The sequence below is a fragment of the Emergencia timonensis genome (assembly GCF_900086585.1).
Classification (GTDB): Bacteria; Bacillota; Clostridia; order Peptostreptococcales; family Anaerovoracaceae; genus Senimuribacter; species Senimuribacter timonensis.
In genome coordinates this window covers 1,135,160-1,154,713 of sequence record NZ_FLKM01000009.1, presented here as the reverse complement: position 1 = coordinate 1,154,713, position 19,554 = coordinate 1,135,160, and the positions used below count along the sequence as shown (strand labels likewise).

21 protein-coding genes are annotated in these 19,554 nt (G+C 44.4%); all 21 read right to left on the bottom strand.

Features of this window, described 5'->3' with window-relative positions; genetic code table 11:
• Positions 1-172: 172 nt before the first annotated feature.
• Positions 173-1,219 carry a hypothetical protein gene (locus BN6539_RS16335; RefSeq protein WP_067540972.1) on the bottom strand — a complete coding sequence of 349 codons (1,047 nt, stop codon included), beginning with the start codon at positions 1,217-1,219 and terminating at the stop codon, positions 173-175.
• Entirely contained in the window at positions 1,216-1,863 is a 648-nt protein-coding gene (udk, locus tag BN6539_RS16330) for a uridine kinase (RefSeq protein WP_067540970.1), read from the bottom strand. Before udk ends, BN6539_RS16335 begins: the two co-directional genes overlap by 4 nt.
• Positions 1,864-1,866: 3 nt before the next feature.
• The gene (locus BN6539_RS16325; protein ID WP_067540968.1) at positions 1,867-3,537 is read right to left on the bottom strand and encodes an MBL fold metallo-hydrolase RNA specificity domain-containing protein; all 1,671 of its coding nucleotides are present in this window, start codon (positions 3,535-3,537) and stop codon (positions 1,867-1,869) included.
• 10 nt (positions 3,538-3,547) lie between these two features.
• Positions 3,548-4,105 (bottom strand): glycerol-3-phosphate responsive antiterminator, encoded by a 558-nt coding sequence (locus BN6539_RS16320; RefSeq protein ID WP_067540966.1) that lies wholly within the window; start codon positions 4,103-4,105, stop codon positions 3,548-3,550.
• A gap of 226 nt (positions 4,106-4,331) precedes the next feature.
• On the bottom strand, positions 4,332-4,880 hold the full coding sequence (locus BN6539_RS16315) for a DUF6144 family protein (RefSeq protein WP_067543462.1): 549 nt from the start codon (positions 4,878-4,880) through the stop codon (positions 4,332-4,334).
• A 125-nt stretch (positions 4,881-5,005) separates the two neighbouring features.
• Positions 5,006-5,839: an AraC family transcriptional regulator gene (locus BN6539_RS16310; protein ID WP_067540963.1), complete on the bottom strand. Its 834-nt coding sequence runs from the start codon at positions 5,837-5,839 to the stop codon at positions 5,006-5,008.
• A 47-nt stretch (positions 5,840-5,886) separates the two neighbouring features.
• Positions 5,887-6,657, bottom strand: coding sequence for a PHP domain-containing protein (locus BN6539_RS16305; protein WP_067540960.1), 771 nt, complete (start codon positions 6,655-6,657; stop codon positions 5,887-5,889).
• 17 nt (positions 6,658-6,674) lie between these two features.
• A complete protein-coding gene (locus tag BN6539_RS16300) occupies positions 6,675-7,241 on the bottom strand; it encodes a DJ-1 family glyoxalase III (protein WP_067540958.1) in 567 nt (188 codons plus the stop codon).
• Positions 7,242-7,258: 17 nt separating this feature from the next.
• Positions 7,259-7,924 (bottom strand): lipoprotein intramolecular transacylase Lit, encoded by a 666-nt coding sequence (locus BN6539_RS16295; RefSeq protein WP_067540956.1) that lies wholly within the window; start codon positions 7,922-7,924, stop codon positions 7,259-7,261.
• Between the two features lie 71 nt (positions 7,925-7,995).
• Positions 7,996-8,568 (bottom strand): PduL/EutD family phosphate acyltransferase, encoded by a 573-nt coding sequence (locus tag BN6539_RS16290; RefSeq protein WP_067540954.1) that lies wholly within the window; start codon positions 8,566-8,568, stop codon positions 7,996-7,998.
• Positions 8,569-8,607: 39 nt separating this feature from the next.
• Positions 8,608-9,138 (bottom strand): hypoxanthine phosphoribosyltransferase, encoded by a 531-nt coding sequence (hpt, locus tag BN6539_RS16285; protein ID WP_067540952.1) that lies wholly within the window; start codon positions 9,136-9,138, stop codon positions 8,608-8,610.
• Positions 9,139-9,141: 3 nt separating this feature from the next.
• On the bottom strand, positions 9,142-9,486 hold the full coding sequence (locus BN6539_RS16280) for a YkvA family protein (RefSeq protein WP_067540949.1): 345 nt from the start codon (positions 9,484-9,486) through the stop codon (positions 9,142-9,144).
• Positions 9,487-10,074, bottom strand: coding sequence for a ribosome biogenesis GTP-binding protein YihA/YsxC (gene yihA / locus BN6539_RS16275; RefSeq protein WP_067540948.1), 588 nt, complete (start codon positions 10,072-10,074; stop codon positions 9,487-9,489).
• 11 nt (positions 10,075-10,085) lie between these two features.
• Positions 10,086-12,437 carry an endopeptidase La gene (gene lon, locus BN6539_RS16270; RefSeq protein WP_067543459.1) on the bottom strand — a complete coding sequence of 784 codons (2,352 nt, stop codon included), beginning with the start codon at positions 12,435-12,437 and terminating at the stop codon, positions 10,086-10,088.
• Between the two features lie 304 nt (positions 12,438-12,741).
• Positions 12,742-14,016, bottom strand: coding sequence for an ATP-dependent Clp protease ATP-binding subunit ClpX (gene clpX, locus BN6539_RS16265; protein WP_067540946.1), 1,275 nt, complete (start codon positions 14,014-14,016; stop codon positions 12,742-12,744).
• Positions 14,017-14,028: 12 nt separating this feature from the next.
• A complete protein-coding gene (gene clpP, locus BN6539_RS16260) occupies positions 14,029-14,610 on the bottom strand; it encodes an ATP-dependent Clp endopeptidase proteolytic subunit ClpP (RefSeq protein ID WP_067540944.1) in 582 nt (193 codons plus the stop codon).
• 27 nt (positions 14,611-14,637) lie between these two features.
• Positions 14,638-15,963, bottom strand: coding sequence for a trigger factor (gene tig, locus BN6539_RS16255; protein ID WP_067540942.1), 1,326 nt, complete (start codon positions 15,961-15,963; stop codon positions 14,638-14,640).
• A gap of 143 nt (positions 15,964-16,106) precedes the next feature.
• On the bottom strand, positions 16,107-16,724 hold the full coding sequence (locus BN6539_RS16250; protein WP_067540938.1) for a CYTH domain-containing protein: 618 nt from the start codon (positions 16,722-16,724) through the stop codon (positions 16,107-16,109).
• A gap of 71 nt (positions 16,725-16,795) precedes the next feature.
• Positions 16,796-17,509, bottom strand: coding sequence for a 4-hydroxy-tetrahydrodipicolinate reductase (gene dapB, locus BN6539_RS16245; protein ID WP_067540936.1), 714 nt, complete (start codon positions 17,507-17,509; stop codon positions 16,796-16,798).
• Positions 17,510-17,656: 147 nt separating this feature from the next.
• Entirely contained in the window at positions 17,657-18,973 is a 1,317-nt protein-coding gene (locus BN6539_RS16240) for a Na+/H+ antiporter NhaC family protein (protein WP_082907569.1), read from the bottom strand.
• On the bottom strand, positions 18,974-19,456 hold the full coding sequence (locus BN6539_RS16235) for a hypothetical protein (RefSeq protein WP_067540934.1): 483 nt from the start codon (positions 19,454-19,456) through the stop codon (positions 18,974-18,976).
• Between the last annotated feature and the right edge of the window lie 98 nt (positions 19,457-19,554).

Sequence of the window (19,554 nt, the reverse complement as noted above, 5' to 3'; positions counted from 1 at the left end):
CGTCCTTTTCTAATTTATTAGCTCCATTATACGACTTACGCCATTCCGCCAAAAGTCGGGGCGTAAAAGCATAAGGACTGCCCATCAATTTCTTGGGAGACCTAACCACATTTGTGCAACAAATGTATGGTAGGTCCCCTGTCAAGATTGCAGTGCTTTAGCACGTGGCAATCTACGACTCAGAAGTTGGGGCCAACTCCATTATTCGGATCACGTCACCGAAGATGCCGTAGGCAGTCTGTTCAATCTCTGGCGCATGCTCTATGACAGAGAGTTTCCCCATGAGATCAGTGGTAATAGATACGATGGAAGTGGTACTGTCCACAGAAGCCAGCATATCGCTTTGATCCACCTCGACAGGTTTTACAGAAGCTTCTACCTTTCCGTCTGTCAAACGCCCCTTACATAGAAGCTTAATTACCTTTCCCTTGGCTGCAGCCGCCTGAATGTCCTCCAGGGTAATATTTTCGATGCCAGTTCGGTCAACATCATCTGGTGTAATGCCCGCTTTCATCAAAACGTTGAGCAACGCAGTCACCTTTGCCGCCGCATCGTAACCTTCAATGTCCATAGCGGGATTTGCCTCGATGAACCCCAGCTTTTTCCCCGCTTCTATAACCGTATCGTATTCCTTGCCAGCCGCCAGTTCCTCTAAAATGTAGTTGGTCGTGCTGTTGAGAATACCGGAAACCTCTGTAATTTTGCAGAACTTGAGCGTGTGCTCAACCAGATTAAAAATCGGCGTACCATCCATCACAGTGGTTTCATAGAAGAACAGCAGATCCTTTGCAGCAGCAGCCGCTGAAAGCTCATCATAAGCCCATGCAATAGGGCCTTTGTTGGCGCTGATTACATGCTTACCGCGGCCAAAAGCCGCTTTGATGTGGTCGATGGCAGGCTGTCCTGTAAAAATCTCCAGCGGCGTCAGTTCACAGATCGCGTCGTAATCCGCCTGCTCGATGACTGCAAAGGTAGTCAGTCCGCAGAGGCCTCTTGTATCCGCTGCAAACTTTCCTGTTTCGGTGACATCCTTGCAGGCTTTGACTAGATCAATCCCCGCAGCATCGACAATCGTACCTTTTGAGTGGGTAGCGATGGCCGTTACGATGACACCGCGGCCGTAGACCTGCCTGATTTCCGCTTGCTTTTCACAAAGCATCTTCGCAAAAGCCTGTCCCGCATTGCCAAAACCCAGCAGGGCAAGTTTTAAATCATTCATCTCGTTAATCCTCCAATTTCATCTTCATCGTGCAGCAGCGCATGAATTCTTTGATTGAGCATATCGAGGGCGACTAGGTTATAGCCGCCTTCTGGTACGATAATATCCGCGTTTTTCTTACTCGGCTCTACAAACTGCTCATGCATCAGTTTGACGGTGGTCAGATACTGGTTGACAACCGACTGCAGAGTTCTGCCTCTTTCCTGTACGTCTCTCATGATTCGCCTGATGATTCTCACATCGGCGTCGGTGTCGATGAAGACTTTGATATCAAAGAGATCCAAAAGTTCTTTATTCTCGAAGATTAAAATGCCTTCTACCACGATCACTTTGGCAGGGTAAACCGTCACCGTCTCCTCCACCCGATTATGGATGGTAAAGTCGTATACCGGACGCGCAATGCTTTGCCACTGCTTCAGCTTTTTGATATGCTCAATCATCAAATCAGTGTCAAAGGCATCCGGATGGTCATAGTTCAATTTGCATCGCTCATCGTAAGTCATCTGATTGTGTGCCTTGTAGTAAAAATCATGGCTCAAAATGGTGATCTGACTGCTGAATTGTTTTTCAATCCTCTCGATCATCGTACTTTTACCCGATCCAGTACCGCCGGCAATGCCTATAATAATTACGTTCTTTTCCATATTTTATACCTGCACTGAACTGCGATCCTCTTCCGTTACAGTCGATCCCAGATTGATGGTCGCCTTTTCCAGTTCCTGTACAATATTGTTGATGCGGATTAGCTTTTCAGGTGATATATTTCTGCCCATGACCAAATCTGCATTGTAGAGGATATTCTCAATGTCGTTGTGAATACCCGAAATTTTGCTTCTTACATCGTGAATTTCTTCGTCTGAAATCGCGTCCGCTTCAGCCTGTTCCTTGTTGAGTATGGTCGCGGTGTTCATATCCAGTTCGTATTCGGAGTTTCCTAAGACTACCACTGGTTCATAAGCCAGCTTGTCATGAATCAGCTTGCCAAAGTCGATCTTCGACTGCTCTTCGCCATGAACCAGGAATACCTGTTTTGGTTTCTGTCTGAATCCAGCAATCCATGCAAATAGTCCATTCTGATCCGCATGGCCGGAAAAGCCTTCCAAATTGTAAATCTCAGCGTTAACGTGAACCTCTTCGCCAAATAAAGTGACATCCTTCGTTCCCTCTACCAGAATTTTTCCCAAAGTGCCTTCTGCCTGATAACCGACGAAAATCACACTGGATCTGGCGTCCCAAAGATTGTGTTTCAGATGGTGGCGGATTCTTCCCGCTTCGCACATGCCGCTGGCCGAAATAATAATCTTCGGGCTCTTGTCAAAGTTCAGAGCCTGTGATTCTGCCGTACTTCTGGTGAATCTGAGATTCTTAAAGTCCAGAGGGTTGTCACCTCTGAGGATATAATCTCTCGTTTCTTCGTCAAAGACCTGGGCGTTCTTCCTGAACACTTCCGTTGCCGTCGTCGCCATAGGACTGTCAACATAGACCATCAGCTTATCCAGTTCGTCCTTGTAGTCGCTGTGCTCCTCATAGAACTTGTTGAATTCAAAAATCAACTCCTGAGTTCTTCCCACGGCAAAGGATGGAATGACCACCGTGCCGCCGCGGCGAGTGGTCTTTAGGACGATGTCAAGCAGCTGTTTGATGCTGGTGGCATTTTGCGGGTGATTCCTGTTGCCATAGGTGGTCTCCATGATGACATAATCAGCCTTTTTGATGATGGTCGGGTCTCTGAGAATCGGTCGGTTGACCATACCCAAATCGCCTGAAAAAACAATCTTTGATTCCTTGTCGTCTTCTTTTACCCACAGTTCGGTAATGGCGGAGCCGAGAATGTGACCCGCATCGTTAAATACGATTTTCATATCGTCGTTAATCTGAATCTGCTGATCGTAGAGAATCGGTTCAACGTATTTTAAGGCTTCACAAGCGTCCTTATATGTATAAAGCGGTTCTACCGGCGGTTTGCCGGCTCTGGCTGCTCTTTTGCTTTTCCATTCTGCATCCTTTTCGTGTATGAATCCGCTGTCCTTGAGCATGACGTCCAGCAGATCTCCTGTGGCATCAGTGCAATAGATTTTCCCAGTAAAGCCTCGCTTTACGAGAAGGGGCAGTCTGCCGCAGTGATCGATGTGTGCGTGGCTCAGTATGACGCATTCAATTTCTGAAGGTTCGAAAGGAAAAGGTTCAAAATTCAGCGCTTCCTGTGCTTTGCCGCCCTGAAACTGGCCGCAGTCAAGTAATACCTTGTGATTTCCAGTAGTTAATAAATGGCATGATCCGGTAACGCCTGATGACGCACCACAAAATTTAATCTTCATACTTCCTCCACTATACTGTGATATTCCAAAGCTGTGCTTCTCCTGTGGAAACAACCGTGGCGCCGGCTGCTAAAGCGGCTCTCACCTCCTCGATGGTCTCCACAATGCCGCCAGCAATAATCGGCATATCAACTTTTTCCGAAAACTCTTTGATTTTCTTCGTAATGATGCCCGGCATAATCTCAATGATATCCGGCTTTGATATTTTGATCGATTCGATGGACGTTCCTACCGAATGGGAATCAATCATAAAGAATCGCTGTACCGTAATGAGATTGAATTCCTTCGCAGCCTTGATGATGTTGGTTCTAGTCGTCAAAACGCCGTCGGCGCCCTGTTTGGACAGGAATTCCAGTCCAAACCGATCTTTTCCAATCCCTTCGGCAAAATCCACATGGATAAAGGCCTTTTTCCCTGCGCTGTGTATCTCTTTGATGCACTGATTGACCGTCATAATATTGGAATGCAGTAAAAAGACCATGTCCACATCTGATTTTAATGCGGTACTAAAGTCTCTCTCTGTTCTGATTGCCGCAGCAATGGGTTTTTTCATGAAATCTACCACCATTTTTTCTCCTCTTCTCCTTCAGGGTATCTTCAATTACTTATAATTATAATACTTTATGGCAGGGTTTACAAATAAAAAACGTGGAAATGATGAAATCAAAGATTTCTATGCACTTATACCGCCACAAGAGCGGCAATGATTAATGTGCTTCCTTCGATGCATACGAAAATCCCGCATGAAAAAAAATCACATACGGGATGAAGTCATAAGCTTTTCAGAACATATTTTATTGCCAAATAGGATCATGAAGCGTTATTTTCATAAGGCATACATTATCGCCCATCTTTATACTTTTCAGTAATTCCACATCAACATCACAAGCAAACGCTCTTTCAAAAAGAACTTTGCTGTAACCAGTGGTACACTGACACCATGTATTCGTCTCTAATTTTTCCACTTCCGCAAGCATAGGGCAAGGACAAAATTGAAATTGTAAAAAAAGTTCACCATCTTTGCAGAAAAGCCCCGCATCTTTCGCTTTCTCTGCCTTTGCAAATTCCTCTATATTTATTGCAGCTGCCATCAGTTCCTTAACTAGTGTCAATTTCTCGTCCATTCCGTAACCGCATTGGCAGTTCATTCGTATTCTCTTTATGTCCTCCAATTCAAATTTGCTTTCCAATCGCTGCATTGCAGAGGTTACCCAATTACAATCATTTTCTTCATTTTCCGCCGGATTCTTGCCAAAGACCACTTCATCGGCTACCTCCGCATCGCTTTCAGCTTTCACAGATTCATAAATAATCTTCTCTTGAATTTTTCTGATATCAAACATCTTTTCCTCCGTATCCTTCACTAATTCATTAAGTATTAGAAAACGACCTCCTTTCCATCACAGTATTTTTAAGTACTTCTAATTATAGAAAAAAAGTCGTCCTCTTGACTTCTGAATTCTTGCTTTTATGAAACGGGGATACATAAATCCATAACAACGTGATGATTCTCTCTGTCGATTTGGCGATATATATTCAGTCCATATCGTTCAGCCATATTGTAACCGCTTTGGGGCAACCATAAGCTAAAGACTCCTTGTAATGCTGCAAAAATATCTTTGATCTCTCCATCAAAATGATATACAAGCCATTTGCCACCTCTGATCCACATTACATTATCCAATTTACAATCTTCACCTGCCGTCATACAAATATCGCAGATACATTGTGAGAGATCTGTAATAGACGGGTCATGAAAAAAACGCTCTACTAGAATCGTCTTCTCATTAAAAACTGTTTCGTATTTATCCAGAAATCGATACCAGTGTTTTTCAATATCCACATAATTGCCAATAAATCGTTCATATATCACAAATAAGTCATGAAACTCTTGTATTTCAATTTGAGCGCCGTATTCCTCTGCAGTCTTAAAATGAGCAACTTGCCCGGGGGTAAAGGGAATAGCCATCCGATCAGTTGGGATTGACTGCTTAAACAGAGTGGGAGAAGTATCATGGTGCTTTCTAAATAAAGAACTGTAGTTGGAGGAGCTATATCCGTAATCTAACCCGATGTCCGTAATCGCTTTCGTCGGATTCAGTTTTATATCTATAGCACTCTGATCAACCTTACAGCGTTTAATAAACGAATAGATACTTTCACCAGTTTCTTCCTTGAATATTCGGCTGAAATGATATTTAGATATGAAAAAATGAGCAGATATGGCATCGACGGATAGCTGCTCATCTAGGTGCTGCATAATGTAATCTATACTTTGATTGACTAGTATTTTTTTATCCATAGGTTTCCACTCCATTACCGCAGCGTTTCATCCGGTTCAGAGCGCTGTTATTCCCCATGAAAATCCGATCCTTCCGTGATATGCAGGTGATATTTTCCTGCCAATTCCACCAGCAGCAAAGAGTCCTCCTTTGTTGCCGAAGGATGATAGCATTCCAGCCCTTTCAGCCCATGCTTTTTCAGGTCACGGAGAATCTGTTCCAGCGCCTCCCAGAATACGTCGCTGCGAAGCTCGGCCAGGTTCTTTGTCTTCATGGGATGCGCCAGAACGGACATGCCGCCTGCCTCCCTGATCAATTCTATAGCCTCGAAAGTAGAAATCTTATCCTTCTTGACTGTATCCAACACTTCCCAGAGGTTTTCAATTTCGTAGCCTTTCCTGGCGATGGCTCTGGCAAAATTAGGCTTGCCCACATAAGTCTGACCTCGTCTCTGCAGCAAGTCCTCATAAGTCAGCTCGTAACCCAGGTTATTGAGATGGGCGAGCAGTTTCTCGTTGCGCACTTCCCGGTCTTTGCGGATTTCAGTAAGCCTCGCTTTTAAAGCCTCGTTTTCAATATCAATATAGTAACCCAGCACATGCAGTTCCAGTTCCCGTCCATCAAAATCATAACCGGTTGAAAATTCAATGCCCGGAATCACTTTGATCTGCAGAGCCTCTCCGGCAATCATCGCTTCTGCAATGCCGTCGACCCCGTCGTGGTCGGTCAAGGAAATCATGTCGTAATCCTTTTCCTTGTACATCCTCACCAGATCGGTCGGTTTCATCGTTCCGTCAGAGTAATAGGAATGCATATGGTAATCCACTTTATAACTCATAAAACCTCTTTTCTCCCTTACAAGGCACCTTCCGTTCGTTGAGCCGAATAGAGCAATTCTGCTGCAATCTCTTCAGCCTTCTGCGTACCCTTGATATATTCAATAATGGTCAGACCGAAATCCATAGCAGTTCCCGGTCCTTTTGATGTAATGATATTCTCAGAGATTACAACATTGGCGTCGACTGGCTGGGCGCCGATCAGTTCCTCTTCCATCCCTGTATAGATGGTCGCCCTATGACCAGCCAGAAGACCGGCTTTTCCCAAGACCATCGGCGCTGCACAGATCGCAGCGATCGGTTTTCCTTTTCCATAAAAGACCTTCAATTCTTCATTCAAGTCTTTGTGATTGCACAGATTGGTCGTTCCAGGCATGCCGCCAGGAAGAATCAGCATCTGACAGCAGTCATAATTTCCCGCCTTAAACAGGATATCTGCCTCTACGCCGATTCCTTTCGAGCCGTACACGAGACGGTCTTCCATGACGGAAACCGTCTTTACCTGAATATCGGCCCGTCTCAACAGATCCACCACTGTCAGGGCTTCTATCTCTTCAAATCCATTTGCTAAAAAAACGTACACCATAGTTTCACGCGCCTCCTCTAATAAAATATTCTGCTCGGTTTTGTCAGGCTGTAGTTTACATAAGTCAGCACTGCTAACAGCGCTACCCCAAAGACTGATGCAAACAGTACATAAGTTTTGTAGAATGGGTCCCCCAATACGAGTGCCAAAGTCGTAGAGTCTTTATGAAGCTTAATGCCGATCAAGGTATGATACGCTTGCAGCCGAAAGCCTTTTGACATCCAACATGCCGCCTGTGCTATCAAAAGACCCAAGGTCAGCCCCGCCCCCACTCGATAACGGTTTCGGAGCGCATCTCTGAAACCGCTGCGCAGTAAATAAATATAGATTGCTAAGGATATTGCAAGACAGAGAAGTCCTGCCGCCAATTCAATATTAAGAATGTTCTTTGTCTTTCTCATCACTTGTTGTTCATCATTTTGAAAAATCTTGTCCTTATAGATGCCGTTGTCCTCGTAAACTTGAAAGTCCTTAGAACTGAAGGATGACCAGTAAGAGGCGATTTCCTTGCCCATCTCGGACCCCGTAACACTGTACGGTACTTCATCCATCACCTGGCTGTCATTAAAATGATACGTATAAGTTTCTGACACTCTTAAGATCAGATTGGAAGTTAAAATAACTATCATCAGCGGTAATGTAACTACCAGCACGATTGAACAAAAATAATTAAACTTATGCATTTTGACTCCTACCCACATAGTATGACAAGAGGATAGGCCGCGTGCAGCCTATCCTCCCGTTGCCCTTTGTTTTATTTAATGATTTCACATACTGTATCAGGACCGCAGCCAGCCGCATTTCCTTCATCAGTATCAAGATGTACTTCTTTCTCGTGTTTTACACCAGCTCTTACGAGAACATTATCAAAGACTAATCCCCTCTCGCCTTCGATTTTGATGCTCACCCAATCGCCGTCTTTTACACCAGCTTCTTTAGCCTGGTCGTCATTCAAGTGAACGTGTCTCAGCGCCGCAATTACACCGTGGTCGATTTCAATTTCTCCACATGGTCCTACCAGCTTACATCCTGGCGTGCCTTCCAGTTTTCCAGATTCTCTTACTGGCGCTTTGATGCCGATGGTTCTAGCATCTGTCAGTGCAAGCTCCACCTGTGTTTCTGGACGAACTGGTCCTAACACTCTGATTCCTGCCAAAGTCTTCTTAGGCCCAACGATATCGACCTTCTCTTCAGCCGCAAACTGTCCAGGCTGAACCAACGGTTTTGAAGGCGTTAATTCATAACCTTCTCCGAAAAGCTTCTCCAAATCTGCCTGACTCAGATGCACGTGCTTGTTTGACAATCCAATGTTAACTTTGTAACTCATTTAAATATATCTCCTTTGCTTAAAAAATAATAAACGTCTTTAGTTGTCCAAATAGCTGATATATGGGAGATTTCTGTATTTTTGGTCAAAATCGAGACCATAGCCGATGATGAACAGATCATCTACGGTAAATCCTATGTAGTCAGCCCTGACGTCTGCCGTTCTTCTGGACGGTTTATCCAGAAGGGTACAGATCCTCACACTCTTCGGATCTTGACTTAGAAAATAGTCTCTCAGATATTTCAGCGTGTTTCCAGTATCGATGATATCCTCTATAATCAAAACGTTTTTGCCAGTTATATCAAGTTCGATGTCTTTTTTTATTTTGACTCTGCCTGAACTGGTGGTTCCGCTGCCGTAACTGCTGGCTGAGATAAAATCAATCTGGGTATCGAGACACAGGTTTTTCATGATATCAGCCATCCACATGATGGCTCCCTTGAGAGTGCCTATGAGAATTAATTCTTCTCCCTCATAGTCGGCTGAGATCTGTGCGCCCATTTCTTTGGCTTTCTGCCAGATTTGATCCTGGGTCAATAAGATTTTACCTACCACATCGTTGTTTGCCATCACTTACTCCTTATCCTTCTTATCATCATTATCGTCTTCTACATCAAATTCTACACCTTCAACGATATTTTTGCCACGAAATTTTTTTGAAAGGTCCTCTGCTTTTTCGCCGTCCCAGTACGAATCTAGTTCATCTTTTAAATGCCAAAGGATATAAATCCATAAAATTAAATCATCTATAAATCCGAATGGGAATAAAATCGGCGGTATCAGATCGATAGGCAGGAATAAATACACGATACCAAAAACTACCAGAATTTTTTTCCGCAGTGGCACCGTCTTGTCTTTCAAAAAGAAAGGCACCGCTTTGATTCGTTTCAATATCACTCTAAAACTGATAAACTGCATTTATTCCTCCAAGATCTTCTCGATCTCCAAAAGCAATTGATCGTATCCCGTCTTTTTCAAGGCGGATATGGGAATCACCTTGTCTTCTGCTGATAGCCCCAAAGTCTTTCGAATCATCGAAATGTTCTTGCTCAGTTCACTTTTGGAAACCTTATCTGCTTTTGTTGCAACTACGATACCGTCCAGCCCGTAATGCCGCAGATATTCATACATCTGCATGTCCTGTGCAGTCGGCTTGTGTCTCACATCCACCAGCTGAACTACCTTCCGCAGCCCTTTTCTATTGTCAAAATAAGTTTCCATCATATCGCCCCAGTTCTCTGTCACCGACTTGGAAACTTTAGCATAACCATATCCGGGCAAATCGACGATTCTAAAAGAATCGTTGATCAGATAGAAATTGATGGTCCTGGTTTTGCCCGGACTTCCGCTGACTCTGGCTAATTTTTTTCTTCCGGTCAGAAGATTCAGCAGCGAGGATTTACCAACGTTTGATCTCCCCGCAAATGCGATTTCTGGCAGGGTGTCAGGAGGATATTGGCTGGGTTTCACACCGACGGTATCCAGATCTGATTTTATAATTCTCATTTTTTACCTACTTACTTTACCATTGCTTCTTCCAATGCCTTGCTGACATCGTCGATCAAAACGAATTCCAATTGTTTTCTGACTGCGTTTGGAATTTCGCTGATGTCCCGCTCATTTTCTCTCGGCAGAAGCACTTTTTTAATACCTGCTCTATGGGCGGCAAGTACCTTTTCTCTGATGCCGCCTACTGGCAGAACTTTGCCACGCAGGGTTATTTCTCCGGTCATAGCTACATCTCTTCTCACCGGCGTATTGGTCAAAGTGGAGATGACCGCTGTACACATAGTCACGCCAGCCGAAGGCCCGTCTTTTGGAACAGCTCCTTCTGGAATGTGGACGTGAAGGTCGTATTTTTTATAGAAGTCTTCTTCAATATTCAGCTTGTCTGCTACGGATCTGATATAGCTGATGCCCGCCTTAGCAGATTCCTGCATCACGTCGCCCAGTTGTCCCGTCAATACCAATTTGCCGCTGCCTGCTACGGCCGTCGTTTCAATCTGCAGCGTATCACCGCCTACAATTGTCCAGGCTAGTCCGGTTGTAACGCCTACCTGGTTTTCACCTTCTACGATATCGTAATGATATCTCTTTTTGCCCAAATACTTTTCCAAATTTCCCGGTGTAATGGTGTAAGACTTGGCTTTGTTGGTGACAATTTTTCTCGCAACCTTACGGCAGAGATTTGCAATTTCTCTCTCCAAGTTTCTCACGCCTGATTCTCTCGTATAGTAATTGATCAAATCATGCAAAGCCTTTTCGGAGATTTTGATGTTCTCTTTCTTGAGGCCGTGCTCTTTGGTCTTCTTTGGTATCAGATATCGCTGAGAAATCTTCACCTTCTCTTCTTCCGTATAACCCGGCACCTCTACGATTTCCATTCTGTCGAGAAGTGGTCTGGGAATGGTGTCTGTGGAATTGGCTGTGGTAATGAACATCACCTTGGACAGATCAAAAGGAATCTCCAGGAAATGGTCTGTAAAGGTGTTGTTTTGCTCTGGATCCAGGACTTCTAATAATGCGGAAGCTGGATCGCCCTTGAAGTCCGCTCCGATCTTATCCACCTCGTCAAAGAGGAATACGGGATTGTTCGTGCCTGCATCTTTGATGCAGGAAACTACTCTGCCAGGTATGGCCCCGATGTAGGTTCTTCTATGGCCTCTGATTTCTGCTTCATCGCGCACGCCGCCGAGAGACATCCTCACGAACTCCCTGCCAGAAGCTCTGGCAATGGATTTGGCGATGGAGGTCTTGCCGACACCCGGAGGCCCTACTAGACAGAGAATCGGTCCTTTAATGGCCTTGGAAAGGTGAATTACGGCTAGATACTCCAGTACTCTTTCCTTCACTTTATCGAGACCATAGTGATCCTCGTTGAGGATTTTTTCTGCCTTCTTTAAGTTGACATTCACCTTGGAGGATTCGTTCCAAGGCAAGGCCAAAATGGTCTCCACATAGTTTCTGATGACAGTAGCCTCTGCCGAGGACGGCATCATCTTAGAAAACTTGTCGATTTCTTTCTTTATTTTCGCTTCTACTTTCTCGTCCAGATGAAGCTCTTCTAAGGCTTTTAGCCAGTCCGCCGCTTCAATGCCGGCATCCTCGTTGACGCCTAATTCTTCTTGAATCGCCTTCATCTTTTCTCTGAGAAAATATTCCTTCTGGTTATTGTCGATGCTCTCTTTCACCTTCTGGGAAAGTTCTTTCTCTATGACAGCGATTTCATTTTCCTCAGCGATAATCCCGGTCAGTACCCGAATTCTCTCTGAAAAGTCTAAGGTTTCCAGCACTTTCTGTTTTTTGCTGCAGGAAATCATCAATTCACTGGTAATCTTGTCAACCACCACTGCCGGCATTTCGCTGGATACCGCTTTATCTACTACTTCGTCTGTAACCTGTCCGGTCAGCGCTGCATACTCGATAAAGCTCTCCGTCAAAATCCGCATTGCAGCTTTATCCTCAACCGGCAGACTGTTCATGTCGATATGTTCTTCAATTTTTTTCACTGTGCAGGACATATAGCTCTCTTCTGTAATGCGTTCGATGACCTCTGCCCTGCAGACGCCTTCAACTAAAACTCTTACAGCATCACCCTGAATCTTCAGCATCTGTTTGATTTTGACGATACATCCGATGGCGTAAATATCCTCAAATGTCGGAATTAAAACGCCCTCCTCTTTCTGGGTCGATACAAACATCAATTTATCCGTCGCCATAGCTTTTTCCAATGCGCGGATTGATTTCTCTCTTCCTATGTCAAAATGAACAACAGTGTTCGGAAATATCGATACACCCCTGAGCGGAATGCAGGGAAAAAGATCTTTTCTCTCCTCTTGTTCTTCATTTCGTTCTTCGGTCTCTCTCATGATTTCGTCACTCATATTCATTCACCCTCCTAATGGAGTTGCCCCAATTTACTTCGTAAATTGCTGGGAACTCCTTATGCTTTAACGCCCTGCAAGCGATCACGAGCAGCTAGGCGTTAGTCGTATAATGGTCTGGCCCCAATTTATGAGCCGTGGATTGCCACGTGCTCAAGCACTGAGGAATCGTCGGCAGGTCCTCGGTCAGGAGTGCAGGAGCTATGCTCCGCAGCACTCTACGGCCACGCCCAAATCTTTAATTTTCGGGCTGTAATATTCCAAAGAAAGGCGACATAAGCCGCCTTCGTTAAGAGGCATCTGCCTCGCTATTCTTATTCTTCTCATCTCCAAGAACCAAGGTCGGCTCTTTTTCCTCGTTTATGGTTCCCTTGGTTACGATGCATTTCTGTACATCTTCTCTCGAGGGAATTTCAAACATGATATCCGTCATAGCCTTCTCAAAGATGCTCCTTAAACCTCTTGCACCGGTCTTTCTCTCAATCGCTTTCTTAGCAATCGCGCTTACCGCATCCTCTTCGATCTCCAGTTCCACATGGTCCAGAGCGAACAGCTTCTTATACTGCTTGATCAAAGCATTTTTCGGCTCTTTCATAATTCGAACCAGAGTCTCTTCTGTCAGTTCCTCTAAGGTTACGATGACAGGCAGTCTGCCTATAAACTCCGGAATCAAACCAAATTTCAGCAGGTCTTCCGGCTGAATGTGCTTCAGTAAATCTTCTTCGTCCTTCTTGTTTAAAACGAACTCAGAATTAAACCCGATGACACGCTCGCCCATTCTTCTCTGGATGATGGTATCCAGACCGTCAAAGGCGCCTCCACAGATAAACAGAACATTTGTGGTATCAAACTGGATAAATTCCTGATGAGGATGTTTCCTTCCACCCTGCGGCGGTACGTTTGCAACAGTGCCTTCCAAAATTTTCAAAAGCGCCTGCTGTACGCCTTCACCGCTGACATCCCTTGTAATTGACGGATTGTCAGATTTCCTGGCAATCTTATCGATTTCGTCTACATAGATGATGCCCTTCTGCGCTTTTTCTATATCGTAATCTGCCGCCTGTACCAGACGAAGCAGAATGTTTTCAACGTCTTCACCAACGTAGCCTGCTTCTGTCAAAGCTGTTGCATCGGCAATCGCAAACGGTACGTTAAGGATTTTGGCCAATGTCTGCGCCAAAAGTGTCTTACCAGAACCAGTCGGTCCTATCATGACGATGTTGCTCTTCTGCAGATCAACATCCTTGTCTTTATCGCCAATCCCATTGATTCTTTTATAGTGATTATATACGGCAACTGCCAGAGCTTTTTTAGCCGGGTCTTGACCGATAACATAATCAGACAGTGTCTCGTGAATTTCTTTTGGTTTTGGCAAGTCGTATTTGATGCTCTCTGTCGTCGTTTCAGATTCTTTAATTGCATCTGCTACGATGTCCATGCACATTTCTACGCATTCGTCACAGATGTATACCCCAGGGCCTGCAACCAAACGCCTTACCTGGCTCTGTGGTTTCCCGCAAAAAGAGCATCTCAATTGTTTGTTGTCGTCATATTTATCTGACATAAAAATCCCCCTTTATTTAGATGTGATAACTTTGTCGATCAAACCATATTGGCAGGCTGCTTCTGCACTCATGAAGTTATCTCTGTCAGTATCTTTTTCGATGGTGGCCATATCCTGCCCCGTGTTCTCACTTAAAATCTTATTCAGTGTTTCTCTCGTCTTCAAAATCCAATCAGTGTGAATTTTGATATCTGAGGCCTGGCCTTTTGCTCCGCCCAGAGGCTGATGGATCATCACCTCCGCATTTGGCAAAGCAAATCTCTTCCCCTTTTTCCCCGAAGACAGCAAGAATGCGCCCATGCTTGCTGCAAGTCCGACGCAGATTGTAGATACGTCGCACTTGATATACTGCATCGTATCGTAAATAGCCATGCCGGCGGTTACAGAACCGCCGGGGCTATTGATGTAAATACAGATATCTTTATCAGGGTCTTCTGCTTCCAAGAATAGCAATTGAGCTACCACGAGGCTGGCGATATGGTCGTCGATCTCCTCGCTTAAAAAAATGATTCTATCCTTTAATAATCTCGAATAGATATCGTAGGATCTTTCTCCTCTGCTGGTCTGTTCAACCACGTATGGTACTAAAGCCATTCTTCATGTCCCCCTTAAATATTTTCTTTACTTTTCTTCTGTTTCCGGAGCTTCTTCAGCCTTTTCTACTTTCGTAACCTTTGCCTTATCATAGAGCATATCGATTACTTTCTTCAGCTGAATGTCCTTCTTAAAGAATTTCATGTTGTCAGCGCCGATCATTTCCTTAACCTGGGCCGCTTCCATGTTATACTGGACTGCCATGTTGGCAAGCTCTGTCTCCAGTTCTTCCTCTGTGACGTCGACTTTTTCAGCTTCTACGATGGACATCAGAACTAATCTGGTGGATACTTTCTTTGTAGCGTCCTCTCTCAGCTCTTCGCGGAACTCTTTTGCGTCCTTCTGCATAAACTGTAAGTACTGTTCTAAAGATAATCCCTGGTATCTCAACTGGTGGTCGAGATCCTGAGCCATCCGGTCGATTTCATCTTCTACCATGACTCTAGGAACGTCTGTCTTGTTGATCTGGTAAACTTTCTCGATGACAGCGTCTTTTGCAGCGTTTACGGACTGTTCATCAGCGTACTTCTGTAGTCTTGCCTCAGTTTCCTTCTTTAATTCATCTAAAGTGTCATATTCGCTGACATCTTTCGCGAATTCGTCGTCAAGTTCCGGCAATTGTTCTTCTTTGACCTCATGAATCAAGCAGTGGAATACTGCTTCTTCGCCAGCCAGATCTTCTGAATGATACTCTTCTGGGAAAGTAACGGTTACGTCTTTCTTTTCGCCAGGCGTAGCGCCGACAAGCTGCTCTTCGAAGCCAGGAATGAACATGCCTGAACCGATCTTCAGTTCCTGTCTCTCCGCAGTGCCGCCTTCGAACTGTTCTTCTCCCACAAAGCCGGAGTAGTCGAGAAGAACGGTGTCTCCTTCTTTAACTGGTCTGTCAGCTAAGATCATTCTTGCGTTTCTTTTCTGCAGCCCTTCAATTTCTTTCTCAACGTCCTCTGGTTTCACCTTTGCCTCTACCTGTTCAACCTCTACGCCAAAGTAGTCCTTTACCTCGACGACAGGATATACGGGAACAGTGATGGTAATGGTCATCGGCTTGCCTTTTCCGATTTCGCTGAATTCAGCTGCCGGGCTGTCTATTACTTCCAAGTCTAATTCATTTATTGCCCCAGGGTAGCCGTCTTTAAACAGATTATTGATAGCATCTTCAAAAAAAATGCCCTCTCCATAATGCTTTTCGATGATGCTTCTAGGGGCTTTTCCTTTTCTAAAACCGTCTATCACAAACTGATCCTTTGATGCCTGGTATGCCTTTACTACTGCAGCGTCAAATTCTTCAGCTGTAAAATCCATAGTAAATTTCACATCATTCTTTTCTTTTGAAACAAATGTTGTTTTCATTGATATATATCCTCCTAAAATTATAGCAAATAAGTAGGCGCTTGGCCAATTCCGAACATAGAATGCATATTATTATACCTTTTTTGGCGCCTAAAGTAAAGGAAATCTTAACAAAAATGACTGCTTTTAAGCAGTCATTTTTATCACATAAGATCGAGACCTCTTTTAAACTTGCTCGTATTTTCGGCGATCAGACCGTATTTCTCTGCCACATCGTCGCCTAGAGCCTTCATATCTTCTTCCTCACCGGAATAAAGTTCTATTTCCATCTCAGATATAGGCGCAACTTTTCCATTGCAGACAATCTGACCCAAGTCCACAGATAGCTCGCTGATAGATTTTCCCGTGTCGAGGCGCATCTGTCTGCGTTTGAAATAAATGTCCATCAGTGGAATCAGATTTCGTTTGCCGACGACATGACTGAGCACCTGGCACATCTCGCTCTGATCGAAGATATGAATATCCGGCATCTTGAGTTTTTCTTCATCGTCAACAGGAACGTTGATTTCTTCCCTCTTATGCATACCATCCTCACTGGTTCCGTTCCACTTCAATGTTGCAACCAGCTTGTTGCCTTCTTTTCTAACTCTGAAAGCCATCCCTTCGCGGTACAGCCTTCTGTCCTCTGTGTCAAAGTAAACAGCATGCATTTCTATTTCTTCATCGGAATTTTTATCCTTAATCTTTGACAAATAGGGATCTTGAAATATCTGCTCGATTATCTCATCTTTATCTATTAGATATTTAAGTTCAATTTCCATATGGTCCTCTTCTTTTCTTTTTTTCTGTTGTTTATTTGCAACATATGTTCTACCACAAAATTAGGAATTAGTCAATAGAAGACGTCTTCAATAGGGTAGAAACCCGGTTTTTTCTCCTTTAACCAAAGGGCCGCTTCAAGGGCGCCTTTTGCAAAAATCTTCTTTGAGAAAGCCGTATGTTTGATTTCAATCACTTCGTCTTTCAGTGCAAAAATAACAGTATGTTCACCAAATATGGTACCCCCGCGAACGCTGTGAATACCAATCTCATTCTTCCTCTTTTCTTCTCCTTTGCGTCCGCATTTTCGTTCCCTTTCATGGTATGGATCGCACACATCAGCTAGCATCAGAGCCGTGCCGCTGGGCGAATCGGCCTTTTGGTTATGGTGCTTTTCTACGATTTCAATATCTGAACAATCTTTCAAGAGGGGCGCGGTAAAGTTAATAATTCTTTTCAGGGAATTGATGCCGTATGAAAAATTATAGCTTCTGATGACCGGCGCTTTTTCCGCCAGCTTTCTAATTTTTTCCTCATCTTCTTCTGAGAATCCCGTAGTCGCAAAAACGATTCCTACGTGTCCCTGTTTAGCTGCAATATAGCTGCAGATTCCATCCAGCGCATCCGGATGGCTGAAATCTATGACAATGTCAGGCTGATCCACATCCCAGAGTGTTTCCCCCAGGGCAGGCTCAATGTTGCAGACCTTCTCTATCCCCGGGTTCTGCAGAGCCATGTCCCGTACAATCCGGCCCATGGTACCGCTGCCAACAATGGCAATATTCATGTTCTCCTCCTTAATGGACTTGCCCTAATTTCTGAAAGAAATTGCTGGGAAGTCCTTATGCAATCACCTTCCAAGAGAACGAGCGGTCAAGCGAAGTTCGATTGGTTTAAGTCTGATTGCACAATAAATAATATGTTTCACATTATTTTATTCAGAAGAAAAGGGATTTGCCACTTTTTTCTGTATCCCATAGCAAATCGGTACGAGGAAGAGGTAAAAACTGAGGGGAACTGCTTGGAAGCCAACCTGCATGAAACCCAGTGGCACGGAACAAGCGATAGCCCAAGGTACGATGCCCGCAAGGAGAATCACGGAATTCTCAATATCCATAGCCAGCTCTTCTTTGGAAGCGCCAGACTCTTCATAAGGTTTCTTCATAATGTCGTTGCACATCATGGACGCAATAGTCTGATTGCAAAAGATGCATAAGGTCGCCATGGTGACCACGATCATGCCGCCAAAACGCCCTGCTTTTCCCATAACCGGCTTTATTTTATCCTGCAGCACCGCCAGCATGTCGGTTCCGGAAAAGACGCCGGAATAGGTGCTGGAGAGAGCGACGATGAATACCACCTCAATCATGGATACCAACCCGCCTCCATTGATGATAGAACCTAAACTGCCAGTTGACTGATAGCCCCAAAACATGGCCTTTATCAGCTGTAAAATTTCCATGTGCTGCACAAAGATGCTGATCAAAATGCCGCTGGCGATACTGGCCAGCATGGCGTCGATGACTTTGACCTTCAGAAGGGGCAGAACCAGCATACAGACTGCCGGCACGATGCACCAGACAGAGACACTGAATTCACTCTGCAGCGTATTTAAAAAGCTTTGGTCGACTGTATGTATTGGATTATAGAAGGAGAATACCGCGTAAATGCCAAAGGTGAGCAGCAGTGGCACAATTCCCGTCTTCATCATCATTTTTACGTTATCCAAAAGATTCGTATGCGTGATGGCAGCCACCAAAATTGCACTGGAAGATACGGGAGAACTTCTATCGCCGAAGTAGATGCCGCTCATGACCACCGCTGCCGTAATTACTTCGTTAACGCCCCCGCTGCGGGCCAAGGCGATAAAGATGACCCCTACAGTGCCCGCTACGCCGAAAGACGTGCCCAGGGCATAGGATAACAGGCAGCTCAAGGCAAAGGTGATAATCAAAAACAACCCGGGAGTGATCACTTTGATACCATAATAGACAAAAAAAGTGATGGTGCCCGCCGACCTCCACACTGCTGTGATAAAGCCGATGATGAACATGACTTCCACTACGACGATGGCGTCCTTCAGTCCGTCTTTTCCCATATTCATCAGTTCTCTAAAGGTGAATCCCTTGCGGATTCCCACGATGATAAAGGCTATTAAGCCAACAAAAAGAGCAATAACCATCGTGTATCCCTTGGCGATACAAAATATCATTGCTCCAATAAAAATAGTGAAACCGAAAATCAAATCCATTTAATCCTTGTCTCCCTTGCGCTTACTCATTAGTTCTTCTAACAGCTGATCGTTGAGCATTCTCTGCGTTTCCTTAAGTGCTCCTTTGCCCGGCATGTCAGTCAACTGCATAATCCAAAGATATTTTTTAAATGTGCATTCTTCCAGTCTTCTCGTAATCGCTCTGTGCACGGCTGATACTTTATCTCTTCCATTTATGAGATAAACCCTGGCTATGATGCCGCTTTTCAGTCTTTTAATCTCAATATAGCTTTCCACATTTCCTGTTTCTGAAATCGCCTCTTTGATTTCTTTCGCAATGGTCTGACCGATGAGTCTAGTCTGCTCGCTCCTCATCATTACCCAAAAGGAGACGGCCGCAACGACTGCCAGTATCACAGAAATGATATTGCCGAAGCTTCCCTGTGTGCAGAAGAACATGATGAAGCCCAGAGGAAAACACAACCATTTTGATACTCCAATAATTTTAACTGTTTTTTCCATCCTATACCTCTTATTTCCTATTCACTGGATTTTCTTAATTATTATATGCTCAAATACGCATAATGTCAAAACAAAAAGACAAAGTTTAGCTTATCCAA